This is a genomic window from Castellaniella denitrificans, assembly GCF_027214045.1.
In the GTDB taxonomy this organism is placed as follows: Bacteria; Pseudomonadota; Gammaproteobacteria; order Burkholderiales; family Burkholderiaceae_B; genus Castellaniella; species Castellaniella denitrificans_A.
In genome coordinates, this window is record NZ_JAPWHE010000002.1 from 105,007 (window position 1) to 121,149 (window position 16,143).

At 66.1% G+C, this 16,143-nt stretch carries 14 protein-coding genes; 8 read left to right on the forward strand and 6 right to left on the reverse strand.

The genetic code is table 11. From position 1 onward, the window contains the following. Positions 1 to 31 precede the first annotated feature (31 nt). Entirely contained in the window at positions 32 to 1,918 is a 1,887-nt protein-coding gene (locus tag O4H32_RS04625; RefSeq protein WP_269357154.1) for a propionate--CoA ligase, read from the reverse strand. Between the two features lie 404 nt (positions 1,919 to 2,322). On the opposite strand from O4H32_RS04625, the gene O4H32_RS04630 reads away from it, so the two are divergent. Continuing rightward, on the forward strand, positions 2,323 to 3,168 hold the full coding sequence (locus O4H32_RS04630) for a C40 family peptidase (RefSeq protein ID WP_407932611.1): 846 nt from the start codon (positions 2,323 to 2,325) through the stop codon (positions 3,166 to 3,168). 83 nt (positions 3,169 to 3,251) lie between these two features. Here the strand turns inward: O4H32_RS04630 and O4H32_RS04635 are convergent, their stop codons facing one another. Continuing rightward, complete coding sequence (locus O4H32_RS04635; protein WP_269357155.1) at positions 3,252 to 3,659, reverse strand: DUF2325 domain-containing protein; 408 nt, start codon at positions 3,657 to 3,659, stop codon at positions 3,252 to 3,254. A gap of 245 nt (positions 3,660 to 3,904) precedes the next feature. Between O4H32_RS04635 and O4H32_RS04640 the strand changes: the two genes are divergently transcribed. The 5 genes from O4H32_RS04640 to O4H32_RS04660 are packed head-to-tail and all read left to right on the forward strand — an operon-like array spanning position 3,905 to position 8,428. Beyond that, on the forward strand, positions 3,905 to 5,122 hold the full coding sequence (locus O4H32_RS04640; protein ID WP_269357156.1) for an amino acid ABC transporter substrate-binding protein: 1,218 nt from the start codon (positions 3,905 to 3,907) through the stop codon (positions 5,120 to 5,122). A gap of 30 nt (positions 5,123 to 5,152) precedes the next feature. Next, on the forward strand, positions 5,153 to 6,016 hold the full coding sequence (locus O4H32_RS04645; RefSeq protein WP_269357157.1) for a branched-chain amino acid ABC transporter permease: 864 nt from the start codon (positions 5,153 to 5,155) through the stop codon (positions 6,014 to 6,016). Continuing rightward, a complete protein-coding gene (locus O4H32_RS04650) occupies positions 6,013 to 6,960 on the forward strand; it encodes a branched-chain amino acid ABC transporter permease (RefSeq protein ID WP_269357158.1) in 948 nt (315 codons plus the stop codon). The genes O4H32_RS04645 and O4H32_RS04650 overlap by 4 nt, the downstream gene beginning before the upstream one ends. Next, complete coding sequence (locus O4H32_RS04655) at positions 6,957 to 7,697, forward strand: ABC transporter ATP-binding protein (protein WP_269357159.1); 741 nt, start codon at positions 6,957 to 6,959, stop codon at positions 7,695 to 7,697. The genes O4H32_RS04650 and O4H32_RS04655 overlap by 4 nt, the downstream gene beginning before the upstream one ends. Beyond that, complete coding sequence (locus tag O4H32_RS04660) at positions 7,694 to 8,428, forward strand: ABC transporter ATP-binding protein (protein ID WP_269357160.1); 735 nt, start codon at positions 7,694 to 7,696, stop codon at positions 8,426 to 8,428. The genes O4H32_RS04655 and O4H32_RS04660 overlap by 4 nt, the downstream gene beginning before the upstream one ends. Before the next feature lie 15 nt (positions 8,429 to 8,443). On the opposite strand, the gene O4H32_RS04665 is transcribed toward O4H32_RS04660, so the two are convergent. From O4H32_RS04665 to O4H32_RS04675, 3 genes are all read right to left on the reverse strand, one after another. Further along, complete coding sequence (locus O4H32_RS04665; protein ID WP_269357161.1) at positions 8,444 to 9,406, reverse strand: CysB family HTH-type transcriptional regulator; 963 nt, start codon at positions 9,404 to 9,406, stop codon at positions 8,444 to 8,446. Positions 9,407 to 9,537: 131 nt separating this feature from the next. After that, a complete protein-coding gene (locus tag O4H32_RS04670) occupies positions 9,538 to 11,031 on the reverse strand; it encodes a CoA-acylating methylmalonate-semialdehyde dehydrogenase (protein ID WP_269357162.1) in 1,494 nt (497 codons plus the stop codon). Positions 11,032 to 11,066: 35 nt separating this feature from the next. Then, a complete protein-coding gene (locus tag O4H32_RS04675; RefSeq protein WP_407932612.1) occupies positions 11,067 to 12,281 on the reverse strand; it encodes an ABC transporter substrate-binding protein in 1,215 nt (404 codons plus the stop codon). A gap of 146 nt (positions 12,282 to 12,427) precedes the next feature. Here O4H32_RS04675 and O4H32_RS04680 point away from each other — a divergent pair, with 146 nt between their 5' ends. Next, positions 12,428 to 13,417 carry a LysR family transcriptional regulator gene (locus tag O4H32_RS04680; RefSeq protein WP_269357163.1) on the forward strand — a complete coding sequence of 330 codons (990 nt, stop codon included), beginning with the start codon at positions 12,428 to 12,430 and terminating at the stop codon, positions 13,415 to 13,417. 7 nt (positions 13,418 to 13,424) lie between these two features. Here the strand turns inward: O4H32_RS04680 and lptF are convergent, their stop codons facing one another. After that, a complete protein-coding gene (lptF, locus tag O4H32_RS04685; RefSeq protein WP_269357164.1) occupies positions 13,425 to 14,540 on the reverse strand; it encodes an LPS export ABC transporter permease LptF in 1,116 nt (371 codons plus the stop codon). A 59-nt stretch (positions 14,541 to 14,599) separates the two neighbouring features. On the opposite strand from lptF, the gene O4H32_RS04690 reads away from it, so the two are divergent. Beyond that, positions 14,600 to 16,096: a leucyl aminopeptidase gene (locus tag O4H32_RS04690; protein ID WP_269357165.1), complete on the forward strand. Its 1,497-nt coding sequence runs from the start codon at positions 14,600 to 14,602 to the stop codon at positions 16,094 to 16,096. Positions 16,097 to 16,143: the final 47 nt, after the last annotated feature.

Here is a 16,143-nt window from a genome sequence, read left to right on the forward strand (position 1 = left end):
GGCCGCGGACCGGATGCGCCCCGGCAGCCGCTCACAGTGCGTCGCGAATCTGGTCGAGCGCGCCCGGATCCTCGATCGTCGTCAGGTCGCCCGGATCGCGGCCTTCGCACAGCGCCACGATGGCCCGGCGCAGCACCTTGCCCGAGCGCGTCTTGGGCAGGCTGTTGACGAACAGGATGCGCGCAGGGCGGGCCACGGCGCCGTTGCGCTGCTCGATCACGCGCTTGATCTCGGCTTCGAGGCGGTCGCGGGCGCCGGACTCGTCCAGCACGGCCGGGTTGCGCAGCACGGCGAAGGCCATGGCTTCCTGGCCCTTGAGTTGATCCGCCACCCCCACCACGGCCGACTCCGCCACGGCCGGGTGCGTGTTGACCGATTCCTCGATTTCGCGTGTGCCCAGACGATGGCCGGCGACGTTGATCACATCGTCGGTGCGGCCCAGGATGTACCAGTAGCCATCGTCGTCCACCAGCCCCCAGTCCGAGGTCGAATAGCAGAGGCGTCCGGGAAACGACTGGAAATAGGTGCGCACGAAGCGTTCGTCGTTGCCCCAGATCGTGCTCATCGCGCCCGGCGGCAACGGCGGCTCGATCGCCACCACGCCCTTCTGGTTCGGACCGCAATCCTGGCCGGTGGCCTCGTCGATCACCCGGGCGTCATAGCCGTAGACCGGAAAGGACGGACTGCCGAAGCGGGTCGGGACTTCCTCGACCCCGGGCTGGGCCGACAGGATGGGCCAGCCGGTCTCGGTCTGCCAGTAATTGTCGATCACCGGCTTGCCCAGGGCTTCGGACAGCCACTGGCCGGTCAGTTCGTCGAGCGGCTCGCCCGCCAGATAGATGCGGTCCAGGCTGGACAGATCGTGACGGTGCAGCAAGGCCGGATCGTGCTTCTTCAGGACGCGGATCGCCGTCGGCGCGGAGAACAGCGCATTGACGCGATAGGTCTCGATGATGCGCCAGAGAATGGCGGCGTCGGGGCGCACCGGTGTGCCTTCGTACATGACGGTGGCCTGACCGTTGAGCAGCGGCCCGTAGACCACGTAGGAATGCCCCACCACCCAGCCCACATCGCTGCTGGAAAAGTACACGTCGCCTGGCTTGCCGCCGTAAATGTATTCCATCGACGCGCACAGGGCCACCGCGTAGCCGCCGACGTCGCGCTGAACGCCCTTGGGGTTGCCGGTCGTCCCCGAGGTGTACAGGATATAGCTGGGCTCGTTGGATTCCAGCCAGACGACCGGCACCAGGGCGTCCAGGTGCCGCGCCCGCAGGGGCGCATAGTCCAGGTCGCGGCCCGCCGTCAGGTCCATGGGCGCCAGGCCGCGGTTCACCAGCACGACGCGTTCCGGCGCATGGGACGACTGGGCGATCGCCTGGTCCAGCAGCGGCTTGTAGGCGATCGGCCGGCCGCCGCGCGAGCCCGCGTCGGTGGATACGATCACCCGGGGCTGGGCGTCGTCGATGCGCTGCGCCAGATTGTGTGCGGCAAAGCCGCCGAACACCACGGAATGGATGGCCCCGAGCCGGGCGCACGCCAGCATGAAGAAGGCGGCCTGGGGAATCATGGGCAGATAGATCAGCACGCGGTCGCCCTGGACGACCCCGAGTTCCTGCAAAGTGGCGGCGGCTGCGTTGACCTCGCGCGAGAGGTCGGCGCGGGTATAGACGATTTCCTGATCGACCTCCGTGGACACCCAGATCAGTGCGGGCTGGTCTCCTTGCGTGTCGAGCCAGCGGTCGACGGCGTTGTAACAAAGATTGGTCTTCCCGCCGACGAACCAGCGCGCGAACGGCGGGCGGGAATAGTCCAGAACCTGCGTGAAGGGGGTCTCCCAGTGGATGCGCTGGGCTTCGTGCGCCCAGAAGGCCTCCCGGTCCTGGATCGACTGGCGATGGAACTCGCGGACTTTCTGCATGGGTTCGTCTCCGGTGCCACCCTGCGGCCCGGACCGGGCCGTGGGTGTTTCTAAGGAAGTGGAATGGGTGACATGCTACACCCTGGCCGACCATACAACGACAGTCTGACACGAGCCTGACGAGCCGGTCCGTGAGCCCCGCGCCTGCCGGCCGCGCGCAGGCTTGGCGGATTCGCCGGCATGGCCGCTTTACTGAATACGAACGATCCACTACACTCGAAGAGTTGTCCGCAGGGCGGGCAACTCACAAGATCAACCCGGCGTCCGGTATCCGGCCAGCCTGCGACCCGTGTTGCGCCCGAGCGCCGCGGCCACGCCAGGCGGTCGCGGACGACGACATCCGCCGCCATCCGCCCATGCCACCGCCTCATTCCCTCCCGGTACAGCCGAATCAGCCACGTCTTATGGCGGCCCGTTCCCTGAAACTGCTGTTGTGCGCGGGCCTCGTGGCGCTGGCCGGATGCGCAGCCCAGACCCGCAAGACGGCCGACGCCGAGCTCACCTCCAATCACCTGCTGCGCGACAGTTATCTGCTCAGCACCCAATCCGATCCGCTGGGCGCCTGGCTCGACAACAAACGCAGCCTGGCCATCGACTACCCTGGATCGGAAACGTACGGCGCCAGCCAGGCGCCCAAGACCCTGGTGTCCACCGCGATGAAATTCCTCGGGGTCAAGTATCGCTACGGGGGCGACGCCCCTGGCGAAGGCTTCGACTGCAGTGGCCTGGTCGCCTACGCGGCCGAAAAATCCCTGGGCTTGAAACTGCCCCGGCGAGCGCGAGAACAGGCTGAACTGGGCATTTCCGTGGATCGCGACGAACTGCGCCGGGGCGACCTGGTGTTCTTCAACACCCTGGGCCACCGGTTCTCGCACGTCGGCATCTACCTGGGCGACCACAAATTCGTGCACGCACCGCGCACCGGCGCCAACGTCCGGGTTGAAAGCATGGATGTGGCCTATTGGCGCAAACGCTACAATGGCGCCCGGCGCCTCCAGGCGCGCGTCGATACCGGTCAGCCCATGTCCGCCGGCCCCTCGGCCGGCCAGCATACGGACGCCAAGCCCTCGGCCGCCAAACCTGCGGCCACCGGGCGCACGACAGCCAAACACACCGGCGCCAAACACGCAACTGTCAAACACACGACCACCAAACGCGTGACCGTCAAACGCGTGACCGCCAAGCCTGTGTCGGCCAAACCCGCGACAACAAAACGCGCGACGACCAAACGCGTGGCAGCCCGACCCTGAGCCGGCCGCACTCGAAATGAAGCCCGGAACCGCAAAGTTCCGGGCTTTTTCGTCACTGAGCAGGCCTTGCTTTCCGGGATCGGCTATATCCCCAGGGTCAGCCCGCCCGGCGAGCCGCGCCGCTTGCACGACATGCGCGTCTCCGGGCGCGCGGCATCGTTCGCCCTCAGCGGGCATGCTTTACAGTAGCCGCACTGATCCAGCGCCTGCTGCATGCTGCACACCGACCGCCGGCATGCCAGCACGCGAATGCCGGCGCGCTGCGCCGCCAGGCGGAACGTCTTCATCACGTTGTGCCCCAGGAAATCCGTCAGCAGGATGACCAGGTCCGTGCCGGAAGGCAGTGCGGGCGTCTTCTTCTGATGTGCGGAATCGCGGCCGCTGATGTGGTGGCGGATGGCGATATTATGGTCGCGCAGCAGATCCGGGATGTTGCCCAGCCGGTCCGCGCCGACGATCAATGCACTGACTTGGGGTTGTGGTTGCGCCATCGATGGACTCCTGGAGATAGGTCGGTGGTGATCACCAATTTTAATACGATGGCTAATGATAATCATTACCATTAACAAGCGCAATCCAATCGGATGGATGGCGCGCCGCCACGCCTCCGTATTTACCCTGTCCCCTGCGTCGCGCGCCAGGCAGATTCAGCCGGTCGTCAATTTCCGTTCAGAATGTTGTTACCGGAGGCGGCGCACAATTTCCGCAGAACAATCTTTCCCAGCGGAGACACACCATGCATACCTTGTTGCGAGACGGGCTGCCCTGCGCGGCCCTGGCTCTGGCCCTGAGCCTGAACAGCCCCGCCAGCCACGCGGCCGGCAACGAGATCGTCCTGGGCGCGTCGGTCCAGCTGACCGGCCCCGTCGCCAACACCGGACGCTATTACAAGGACGCCTACCAGCTGGCGGTCGACCAGATCAACCGCAAGGGCGGGGTCGATGTCGGAGGCAAGAAATACACACTGGCGCTGAAGATCTACGACAACCAGTCGGATGTGAATCTGAGCGTGCGTCAATACACGCAACTGGTTTCCAGGGACAAGGTGAACTTCCTGCTCGGACCTTTCGCCAGCAACTTCGCCCTGGCCGACTCCGCTGTCTCGGAAAAATACCAGATCCCGATGGTCCAGGGCGGCGGCGCCTCGGACCAGATCTTCTCGCGCGGGTTCAAGTATGTCTTCGGCACCCTGGCGCCGGCCAGCAACTATTTCGGCAGCACGATCGCCATGCTGAAACAGCTCAAGCCGGTTCCCGCCCAGGTCGCCCTGCTCTATGCGGACGACGCCTTCGACGTGTCGGTGGCCAAGGGCACCCGTCCCCTGCTGGAAAAAAGCGGCTTGAAAACGACGATCGACGAACGTTACAGCAGCAACGCCAGCGACTTCAATACCCTGCTGTCGCAGATCAAGGCCAAGCAGGCCGACGCCGTGCTGGTCGCGGGACACGAAACCGAGATCCTGAACTTCATCCGCCAGGCCAAAAGCCTGGACGTCTCGCCCAAGTTCTATTCCTTCACCGTGGGCGTACCCAGCGAGGACTTCCGCAAGGCCCTGGGCGCGGACGCCGAATACGCCTTCGGCATGACCGCCTGGCTGCCCAGCGAAACGCTGAAGGACGCGTGGTTCGGCGACGCCGCCCAGTTCGCCAAAGCCTGGGGCGCCCAGTACCACTATGAGCCCGACTACCACGCCGCTTCGGGCGTGGCCGACGTCGAGGCGATCGTGAAAGCCATCGAGAAGGCCGGCACGCTCGATCCCAAGGCCGTGCGCGGCGCCCTGGCCGCCAGCGACTTCCAGAGCCTGTACGGGCATATCGCCTTCGCCGACAACGGCCAGATCAACCTCGACCAGACGGTGATCCAGGTGCAGAACGGCAAGCCGGCGGCCGTATTCGACGGCAGCAAGTTCCTGCGCGACGCGAAATACCCGATGCCCGACTGGTCCAAGCGCTGAGCCCCGTTCACGATCCAGGGAGAGCCCGTCTTGGACCTTCTGCTGCAAGTCCTCGTCAACGGCATCCTGCAGGGCGGGCTGTACGCCATCATGGCGCTCGGCCTGGCCCTGGTCTGGGGGGTGCTCAACATCGTCAATCTGGCCCACGGCGCCTTCATCATGCTGGGCGCCTACATTTCCTGGTACAGCTTCACCTGGCTGGGACTGGATCCATTCCTCGGCCTGCCCGTCACGGCCGCTCTGATGTTCGGCGTCGGCTACGCCGTGCAACGCGGCATCCTGAACCTGGTCGCGCGGGCGCCCATGTTCAACACGCTGCTGATCACCTTCGGCATGGAGGTCGTCCTGACCTATCTGGCGCAACTGGTGTTCTCGGCCGACTTCCGCACCATCAACCCATCCTATTCCGGCCGGAACATCGACGTCCTGGGCCTGACCATCCCGATGGTCCGCCTGGCCGCGTCGGGGCTGGCCATCCTGTTGACGCTGGCCATGTGGCGCTTCCTGCTCCACACCCGGCTGGGCAGGGCGATCCGCGCCACCGCCCAGAACCTGTCGGCGGCGCGTCTGCACGGCGTCGAGCCGCGCCACTTGTACGCCGTGACCTTCGGCCTGGGCCTGGCCCTGGCCGGTGCGGCCGGCGGCCTCTACGGCACCGTGTCCCAGATCAACCCCTATATCGGCGCGACCCTGACCGCCAAGTCCTTCGCCATCGCCATCATCGGCGGGCTGGACACGCCTCTGGGCGTCATCGCAGGCGGCCTGGTGCTGGGCCTGATCGAGGCGCTGACCGCCCTGTACGTCGGTCCCACCTTCGCCGACGTGGCCAGTTTCGGCGTCCTGGTCCTGGTGCTCATCGTGCGTCCCAGCGGCCTGCTCGGGAGAACCGCATGAACACCTCCCGGATCCTGCTGATCCTGGTCATTCTGGTCGCGCTCGCCCTGCTCCCGCTGTACGGCTCGGACACGATCATCCAGTTCGGCATCAGCACCCTGCTGCTGGCCGTGCTGGCCCAGGGCTGGAACATCATCGGCGGCTACGCGGGCTATCCGTCCTTCGGCAATTCCGCCTTCTACGGCCTGGGCGCCTACGGTGTGGGCATCGCCATGGTGCAATGGCAGATGCCTTTCGCCATGGGGCTGGTCTTCGGCGTGATCCTGGCGGTGGTCTTCGCCATCTGCCTGGGCATCCCGGTGCTGCGCCTGAAGGGGCATTATTTCGCCATCGCCACCCTGGCCCTGGCACAGGTCATGGCGGCCATCGTCTCCAACGTGGCGCTGGCCGGGCAGAACATCGGCCTGGTGCTGCCGCCGCTGAACAACGACCCCCTGTTCTACGAACTGTCCCTGGGCCTGCTGGTCGCGGCCACCCTGACCGTCTGGTGGCTGACCCGCAGCCGCTTCGGCTTCGGCCTGATCGCCATCCGCGAGAACGAGGAAGGCGCCGTCGTGATGGGCGTGGACACGACACGCTACAAGGTTCTGGCCTTCGCCCTGGCCGGGATATTCAGCGCGCTGGCAGGCGGCATCCACGCCTACTGGATCACCTTTCTCGATCCGGAAAGCGCTTTCGACATCACACTGAACGTGAAGATGATCATCATGGCGGTCTTCGGCGGGCCGGGCACGATCCTGGGCCCCATCGTCGGCTCCTTCATCTTGTCGGCCCTCTCCGAATTCCTGTCCAGCGAGGTCACCAGCATCGCGGGCCTGTTCTTCGGCGCCGTCATCGTGATCGCCGTGGTGCTGATGCCGCGCGGCCTGGCCGACGTGGCGCGGCGTTTCCGCCAGACGGGCTGGCGCTATTTCATCGAAAACATCCGGATGCATCGGCTATGAGTTCAAGTGCGATCCTAGAGGCTCGCGGCCTGACCCGCCGCTTCGCCGGACTGGTGGCCGTGCACGATGTCAGTTTTTCATTGTCGCCCGGAGAGATCCTCGGCTTCATCGGCCCCAATGGCGCGGGCAAGACCACGCTGATCAGCCTGCTGAGCGGCACCCTGGCGCCCACCGAGGGCGAGGTCTGGTTCGACGGACGGCGCATCGACCGCATGGCGGCCTTCCGCCGGGCGCGCCTGGGCATCGGCCGCACCTTCCAGATCATGCAGCCTTTCCCCGGCCTGTCGGTGCTGGACAATGTGGCGGTCGGCGCCCTGTTCGGCCGCGGCCAGGGCCAGTCCAGGCTGGCGCTGGCGCGCGAAAGCGCCCGCGAATGCCTGCGCTTCGTCGGGCTGGGCAAACACATCGATCACCGCGCCGAGGATCTGGGGGGACCCGACCGCAAGCGCCTGGAACTGGCCAAGGCCCTGGCCATGCAGCCGCGCGTGCTGCTGTGCGACGAGGTCATGGCCGGCCTGAACCTGGTGGAGATCGACGAGGTCATCGAAATCATCCGCAAGGTGCGCGACACCGGCATCAGCATCATCGTCATCGAACATGTCATCAAGGCGATCCGCACCTTGTCGGACCGCATCATGGTGCTGCACCATGGCGAGAAGATCGCCGACGGCGCGCCCGACAGCGTGCTCACCGACAGTCGCGTCGTCGAAGCCTATCTCGGGAAGAAGCGCTCATGAACGCCACCCATTCCTCGCAGGACGCGATCCTGCGGATCCGCGACCTGTCGGCGGGCTACGGCCTGGTCCAGGTGCTGCAATCGGTCTCCCTCGATGTCCGGACGGCCGAATTCCTGGCGCTGGTGGGCGGCAATGGCGCGGGCAAGACCACCCTGCTGCGGACGCTTTCCGGCCTGCTGCCCGTGCAATCGGGAACCATCGAATGGAATGGCCGGCCCGTCGGCGGGCTCACGCCTGACACGATCTTCCGCCTGGGGATCGTGCAGGTACCCGAAGGCCGCCAGCTCTTTCCCCGCATGTCGGTCCAGGACAATCTGCTGATGGGTGCCTACCGGCGTGACGACAAGGCGGAAGTGCGTGCCGATCTGGACAAGGTCTACGGGCTGTTCCCCCGGATGGCGGAACGGCGGCGCCAACTGGCCGGCAGCATGTCCGGCGGCGAACAACAGATGTGCGCCATGGCGCGCGCCCTGATGGCCCGGCCGCGGTTGCTCCTGGTCGACGAGATGAGCCTGGGGCTGGCGCCGATCATCGTGGACCAGTTGATGGAGAATCTGATCGAGATCCGCGACCAGGGAGTCACCATCCTGCTGGTCGAGCAGGACATCCACCTGGCGCTGGCGGCGGCTGACCGGGCTTATGTGCTGGAGACCGGCCGCATTGTGCGCGAAGGGCCGGCCCGCGACCTGATCGAAGACCCGGAACTGAAACGGGCCTATCTGGGGGTCTAGGCGCCCAGGCCCGGCTCAGGCCGCATCGCGGACGGGAGGAGCCGGCTGGGCGACGGCCTCGGCCACGACGTCGCGCGACAGTTCCGGCGCCAGCATCTCCATCAGGACATAGACGAAATCGCGCAGGAACACCCCGCGCTTGATCGCCACGCTGGTGGTGTGCCGACCGAAGAGATGTCCGGCGGGGAGGCCGACCAGTCCCTTGTCGCGACGCGGGTCGAACGCCATGCCGGCGATGATGCCGATCCCCAGGCCGATGTCGGCGTAGGTCTTGATCACATCGGCGTCAATGGCCTCCAGCACGATGTCGGGCTCGATCCCCGCCCGCTCGAACGCCGCGTCGATGGCGCGCCGCCCCGAAAACGCCCGGTCGTAGGTCACGATGGGATACCGGGCCAGGTGCTCCAGCGACAGGTTGCGGGCGGCGCTGGACGTCAGCCCGGTCAGGGGATGATCGGGAGGCACCACCAGCGTGTGCTCCCATGCGTACACCGGCAGGGCCACCAGGCCCGGGGTCTGGGCCAGGGTCTCGGTGGCGATCGCCAGGTCCGCCTGCTCGTGCAGGACCAGCCTGGCCAGATGTTCCGGATTGCCTTCGGCCAGGGATACATGGACCTTGGGAAAGCGCGCGCGAAACGCCGGGATCACGCGCGGCAGCAGGTAGCGGGCCTGGGTGTGTGTGCAGGCGATCACCAGTGAGCCTTCGTCGCGCTGGGCGAATTCGTCGCTGACCTTTTTCAGGTTGTCGACTTCGCGCATGATGCGGTCGATGACTGCGGACACGGCCTGGCCTGGCTTGGTCAGGCCCTTGAGCCGCTTGCCGTGTCGCTCGAAAATCCGCACGCCCAGTTCGTCCTCGAACTCGATGATGGCCTTGGACACCCCAGGCTGTGACGTATACAGCGAGCGGGCGGCTTCAGTCAGGTTGAAGTTGCGCCGGATCGTTTCGCGGACAAAGCGGAATTGCTGCAGGTTCATGGCGATGGCCCTATAGGAAGAGCCATTATATGTAATATAGAACCTGTTTAATATTATTTTTTGTTATTTGTTTAGGCGGGCGGCCAGCCGGAGCATGGCCCGCGCCCTTCAGGGGCGCGGGCGAAGCGTCCCTATTTCATCGAGATCGTGGTGTTGACTTCGCGCGAATGCGCCTGCCAGCGGGCGGTCACCGTCTTAGTCTGGGTCCAGAAGTAGATCGACTGACGGCCGTTGGGGCCCAGGTCGCCCAGCTTCGAGGCCCGCGAGCCCGTGAAGCTGAACCAGGCCACCGGCACCGGGATGGGGATGTTGATGCCCACCTGGCCGACGTCGATGTTGTTCTGGAAATATCGGGCATGCCCGCCGTCCTGCGTGAAGATCGAGGTGCCGTTGCCGTTGGGGTTGGCATTGATGAAGGCCACCGCCTCTTCCAGCGTGTCCACCAGCACCACCGACAACACCGGCCCGAAGATCTCCTCGCGGTAGATGCTCATGCCGGCCTTCACGCCGCTGAAGACCGTCGGCCCGACGAAGTTGCCCTTTTCGTAGCCGGCGACCTTGACGCCGCGACCATCGAGCAGCAGTTCGGCGCCCTCGTCCACGCCCTTCTGGATGAAACCCTCGACGCGCTGCTTGGCGGCGGGCGAGATGAGCGGCCCCAGGTCCGCCTGGCGGTCGGTGCCGACGTTGATCTTCAGCTTGCGGGCGCGCTCGACGAAGTCGGGCAGCCATTTCTGCGCCTCGCCCACCAGCACCAGCACGGAAATCGCCATGCAGCGTTCACCGGCCGCGCCGAAGGCCGCGCCCAGCATCGAATTCAGGGCGGCCTCGCGGTCGGCGTCGGGCATGATGACGCTGTGGTTCTTGGCGCCCATCATGGCCTGGCAGCGCTTGCCGGCGTTCGAGGAGCGTCGGTAGATTTCCGTGCCGACGCGGGTCGAACCGATGAAGGAAACGGCCTTGATGTCGGGATGGTCGCACAGGGCGTTGGCGACGTCCGGCCCGCCATGCACCACATTCAGCACCCCCGGCGGCAAGCCGGCCTCCAGGGCCAGTTGGGCCACCATCAGCGAAGCCGTGGGATCCTGTTCGGACGGCTTGTAGACGAAGGTATTGCCGCAGGTCACGGCGATGGGGAACATCCAGCACGGAAGCATCACGGGGAAATTGAAGGCCGTGATCCCGGCGCAGACGCCCAGGGGCTGGATGACCGAATAGACGTCGATGCCGGTGGCGGCGTTCTCGGCGTAATCGCCCAGTTGCAGGGTGTTGGCCGACACCGCGTGATCGACGCCTTCGAGGCCGCGCGCGACTTCGCCCTCGGCGTCGGGCAGGGTCTTGCCATGCTCGCGGGAAATGGCCTCGGCGATCTTCGGGGTATGTTCCCGCAGCAACTGGGCGAAGTCCACCATGATCTGGCGGCGCTTGGCCTGGCTGGTGTTGCGCCAGGTCTTGAAAGCTTCCTTGGCATTGGCCACCGCCCGCTCGACCTCGGCCGGCGTGGCGAAAGGCACCCGGGCGACCACTTCCTGGGTCGCCGGATCGATGACGTCGCGCCATTCCGTGGTTTCGGACTGGACGAGTTCCCCGCCGATCAGCAGCGGGACGCGTGGGATGTCGCTCATTCAAACCTCCTGGGTAAATTCAGTGAAAGCGGAAATCAGTGCTTGACCAGCGGGCAGGTCGAGGCCGACAAGGGCTGGAAGGCGTCCTTGGCCGGAATCGTGGCCACCAGCCTGGACAGGTCCCATTCGCCCTTGGACTCGGCGGGCTTCTTGACCTCGTACAGGTACATGTCGTGGATCACCCGGCCGTCGGGACGGATGGAGGCATTGTGCATGATGGGATCCTGGATCGGGATCTCGCGCATCTTCGCCGCCACCGTATCTCCCTGGGTGGAGCCGGTGGCCGCCACGGCCTTCAGGTAATGCCGCACGCTGGAATACACCCCGGCCTGCGTCATGGTGGGTTTCTTGCCCTGATAGGCCTTGGCGAAACGGGCCGACCAGGCGCGCGAAGCATCGTCGAAGTCCCAGTAGAAGCCGTCCACATAGCTCAGGCCCTGGGCGTTTTCCAGGCCCAGCGCGCGCAGGTCGGAGAGGAACACCAGCAGGGACGCCAGGCGCTGGCCGCCCTTGACGATGCCGAATTCGCGCGCCTGTTTGATCGCGTTGACCGTATCCTGGCCGCCGTTGGCCAGGGCCACGACCTGCGCGCCGGAACTCTGCGCCTGCAGCAGATAGGAGGCGAAGTCCGGCGCGTTCAGCGGATGCGGGACGGAGCCTTTGACCGTGCCGCCCAAGGCCTTGACCATATCGGACGCGCCCTTTTCCAGAGAATGGCCGAAGGCGTAGTCCACCGTGATGAAGAACCAGGACTTGCCGCCCTTGTCGAACATGGCCTTGACGCCGCCGATGGACTGGGAATAGACGTCGAACATCCAGTGGAAGCCCACCGGAGAGCAGCTCTTGTTGGTCAAGTCCGTGGTGGCCGGACCGGAAAACATCACGACTTTGTTCTTTTCACGGGCGATGTTCTGCACCGCCAGGGCCACGGCGGAATTGGTCAGGTCGGCGATGGCCGTCACCCCGTCGCGATCGAACCATTCGCGGGCGCGCGCCGCCCCCACATCCGCCTTGTTCTGATTGTCCGCCGACACCAGATCGATCTTCATGCCCTTGCATTCGGCCTTCAGGCAGTCGTCGATGGCCAGTTGCGCCGCCGCGACCGATCCCATGCCGCCCATGGACGCGTAAGTGCCCGACATATCGGTCAGCACCCCGATCTTGACAGGCGGGGTCGCCGCCTGCGAAACGGACATGGACAGCGCGGTGGCGCACAGGGCGGCCGCCAGGGTCGGCGTGAATTTCTGCATGGTCTTGTCTCCGTTGTCGTTCGAGCCCGCCGTCCGTGCGGCAGACCGGGAGAGTCGTTGCTCCCCGGTTCAGTTTAGTTGTGTGAAAAACTTATTACCATCAAAATATTTGCACATTCATTGACGATATTTGCACAAGAGAAACCATGACCGATTGGGACGCGATCCGCTATTTCCTGGAAGTCGCCCGCACGCAGCGGGCCAGTGCCGCCGCGCAGCGCCTGGGGGTGCGGCACAGCACCGTCACGCGGCGCATCCGCGCACTGGAACAGGATCTTGGGGTAACGCTGTTCGACAAATCCCGTGCCAGTGGCTACACGCCGACCGAAGAGGGCCTGCGCTTTTTCGCACACGCCGAGCAAGTGGAGAGCGCGCTGCTGGCGGCCCGCGAATCGCTGTCCGGCGCCGCCCAGATGCCGTCCGGTCATCTGCGGATCGGCTCCACGGAAGGTTTCGGCAGCACGATCCTGACCCCCCTGATCGTGGACTTCCAGCGCCGCCACCCGGCGATGACCCTGGACATCATGCCGGTACCGCGCTTCATCAGCCTGTCCAAGCGCGAAGCCGACATCGCCATCGCGCTGGAGCGCCCCCAGCGCGGTCCCTACCTGTGCACCAAGCTGGCCGACTACAGCCTGCGGCTATACGGCACCCGCGACTATCTGGCCCGCCACGCGCCGATCCGGCGCCAGGCCGATCTGGGCGGGCATACCTTCATCGGCTACGTGGACGAACTGCTGTTCAGCGACCGGCTGCGCTACCTGGACGACCTGGTGCCGCCCTCGCGCGTGGTGTTCCGCAGCACCAGCGTGCTGGCCCAGTACCAGGCGGCCCTGGGTGGTCAGGCGTTGGCGGTTCTGCCCTGCTTCCTGGCGGCCCAGGACGAGCGCCTGGAGTCCGTGCTGGCCGATTCGGTCCTGGTCACGCGCAGTTTCTGGATGTACTGCCACGAGGATCTGTACCGCACACGCCGGGTGATGGCCTTGTGGGATTATCTGAAACAGGCCGTGGCGCTGAACCGCGATCTGCTGGATGGCCGGGCCCGGGAACTGCGCACCCCGGCCGGGGACTGGACGCCGTCCTACGCCCTCCGCCGCCCGGACCCCGGCCCCGGAAAGCCCCCCGCCCGGGGCTGAAAAAGGCTCAGGCCGGCGGAGCCTTGCGACGCCTGGGCTTGGGCATGCGCACCCGCCGCCACATCAATCCCAGGCCCAGCGCCAGAAACACGGCATGCACCAGCCACAGGCCGACGCCGAAGGACAGCGTGCCGTTGGCGATCCAGCCGCGCGACAGATTGATCAGGTTCATGTATAGCAGGGCCAGCAGGCCGGCGATCAGCAGGTCGCCCGATCGGCCCAGGCGCGGATTCACCGCGCCCAGCGGCAGGGCGATGAGCGCCAGGTTCAGGACCGCCAGCGGCAACGACAGGCGCCACATGAGCTGGGACAGGGACTCGGGATCGCCCTGAGTGATCAGATCCAGGCTCGGGCGCGCCTTGATCTGCTGCAAGGCCTGTTGCCGCCTGGCTTCCAGTGCCCCGGGATCGCTGCGGCTCTCGATGCGCACGCCGTAATGATCGAAATCGAGCATGCGCATTTCAGGTGAGTCCGGCTTCAGGTCGTAGCGATGCCCCGGCCCCAGCACCAGGAAGCGGTCGCCGTTGGCCTCGGTGCGGATGGCGGCGCTTTCGGCCGTGACGACGCTGAGCCAGTCAGGCTCGATGATCCGGGCCACCACCCGGCCCAGTTCATCGTCCGGTCGGGTGGGCGATTCGGCGAAGAAGACCCGCCGTCCATCGTCAGTCTCGATGAACTGGCCGGCCGAGACCTTGGACAAGTCGGAACGCTGCTCGAAGCGCTGGCGGTATTCGGCGATCTGGCCATAGGCCCAGGGCGAGGCCGTCAGGGTCAGCACCGCCACCACGGCCGCGACCGGCAGGGCGAAGCGCATCACGGGCCACAGCCACTGGCCCAGCGACAGGCCGCTGGCGAACCAGACGGACATTTCCGATTCGCGATAGCTGCGCGTGACGGTGGTCAGCACCGCCACGAACAAGGTCACGGACAGGATCACCGGCAGCGCGGTGATGCTGGAAAAGGCCGCCAGGCCCAGCACCACGTTGGCCCCGATGTCGCCATTGGCCGCCTCGCCCAGCAGACGCACGATGAGCACGCTCAGCCACACCACCAGCAACGTGGAAAACACGATGCCCGCGTGGCTGGTGATCTCGGAAAAGACGGCGCGCTTGAACAATGACATGGGAAAATGCGGAATAATGGACCGTCTGCTCTCGAATCCACCGGACCCAAGGAAAACGAATGGAATTTAGCACATCGACGTCGGCATCCCTGCACACGCTGAAGACCCAGGCCCTGGCCGTGGGCGTGTTCCAGGACGGCGTCCTGAGCCCTGCCGCCGAGGCCCTGGATCAGGCGTCCAAAGGCGCGATCCGGGCCATCGTCAAGGCGGAATTCGACGCCGCGCCCGGCGCCATCCTGACGCTGCACGCGCCCGCCGGCATCACCGCCGAGCGAGTCATTTTACTCGGCCTGGGCGCTCAGGACCGTCTTCCGGCAACCATTCTGGCGCGCGCCCACGAGGCCCTGGCCGCCTATTGCGTGCGCGCCGGGCTGGGCCACGCGGTTTCCACTCTGTGCGCCCTGCCTTGCGCGGACGCCGACGTCGCCGATTGCGCCCGCACGGCGGCCCGGCTGGTCAGCGCGGCCACCTACCGCTACGACGCCACTTTCAGCAAGTCCAAACCCGCGACCAAGCTGCGCGCCTTCGTGCTGCATCTGGGCCGGACCCAGGCCGCCCGGGCCCGCGCGGGTCTGGACCAGGGCGCGGCCATCGGCGCGGGCATGAACCTGGCCCGCCTGCTGGGCGACCTGCCCCCCAACGTCTGCACCCCGTCCTACCTGGGCAAGACGGCGCGCGGCCTGGCCAAACAGTTCAAGACCCTGAAAGCCGAGGTCCTGGACCAGAAAAAGATCGAAGCCCTGAAGATGGGCTCTTTCCTGTCGGTGGCGCGCGGCTCGGCCGAACCGCCGGCCTTCATCGTCCTGCGCCACACCCCGGCCGCAGCCTCGGCCCGCAAGGCCGCCCCCATCGTGCTGGTGGGCAAGGGCATCACCTTCGACGCCGGCGGCATTTCCCTCAAGCCCGGCCCCGGCATGGATGAAATGAAATTCGACATGTGCGGCGCCGCCAGCGTGCTGGGCACGATGCGCGCCGTGGCCGAACTGAACCTGCCGCGCGAGGTCATCGGCATCGTCCCCAGTTGCGAAAACCTGCCCAGCGGCACCGCCAACAAACCCGGCGACATCGTCACCAGCATGTCGGGCCGCACCATCGAGATCCTCAACACCGACGCCGAAGGCCGCCTGATCCTGTGCGATGCGCTGACCTACGCGGAACGCTTCAAGCCCGCCGCCGTGATCGACGTCGCCACGCTGACCGGCGCCTGCGTGATCGCCCTGGGCCACGTCAACAGCGGGCTGTTCACCCAGGACGAGACCCTGGCCGCAGACCTGCTCGCCGCCGGCCGCCAGGCGCTGGACCCGGCCTGGCGCCTGCCCCTTGAGGACGCCTACCAGGATCAGCTCAAATCCAATTTCGCCGACATGGCCAACATCGGCGGCCGGCCCGCCGGATCGGTCACCGCCGCCTGCTTCCTGTCCCGTTTCACCGGAAAATATCCCTGGGCGCACCTGGACATCGCGGGCACGGCCTGGCTCGAAGGCAAACAGAAGGGCGCCACCGGTCGCCCCGTGCCCCTGCTGGTCGGCTACCTGCTGGGGCAATGCCAGGCATGAGCGCGCCGGGCCGCCCCGAGCGCACAGGCCGGATTGCGCGGCACGGG